Origin of the sequence: Sulfoacidibacillus thermotolerans (genome assembly GCF_003144315.1) — a bacterium.
In the GTDB taxonomy this organism is placed as follows: Bacteria; Bacillota; Bacilli; order Alicyclobacillales; family SLC66; genus Sulfoacidibacillus; species Sulfoacidibacillus thermotolerans.
In genome coordinates this window covers 1-368 of sequence record NZ_MPDK01000132.1, presented here as the reverse complement: position 1 = coordinate 368, position 368 = coordinate 1, and the positions used below count along the sequence as shown (strand labels likewise).

Below are 368 nucleotides of genomic sequence, written 5' to 3'. Positions count from 1 at the left end.
CTCGTATCCAACCACGGTTTTCTTGTTTCCGGCAAGAACGAGCGATCAAACGGCGCGTTGTGGGCGACAAGCACATCAACACTTTCGATCTGCTTTTCTACAATCGGCCACACCTGATCAAACGGCGGTTTGTCCTCTACATCCCAATCCGCGATTCCATGCACGGCAGACGTTTCGGGCGGGATTGGGCGCAAGGGGTTAATTCGTGTGGCAAAGCCTTTATACATTTTTGAGCCTTGAACGGAATGGTGGAAATCTCCACCACGCAATCCACTGCGGGATCAAAACCCGTGGTTTCGGTATCAATGACAAGAAATTTTGTAGTGAACAATGACAAACAACCATCTCCTTTCTTATTGATCGGGGGC

At 49.5% G+C, this 368-nt stretch carries 1 protein-coding gene; it reads right to left on the bottom strand.

Annotated elements, in window-relative coordinates; translation table 11 throughout:
* Positions 1–227: 3'-5' exonuclease (locus BM613_RS14825; protein ID WP_146192871.1), on the bottom strand; the 227-nt coding region annotated here is incomplete at its 3' end.
* Between the last annotated feature and the right edge of the window lie 141 nt (positions 228–368).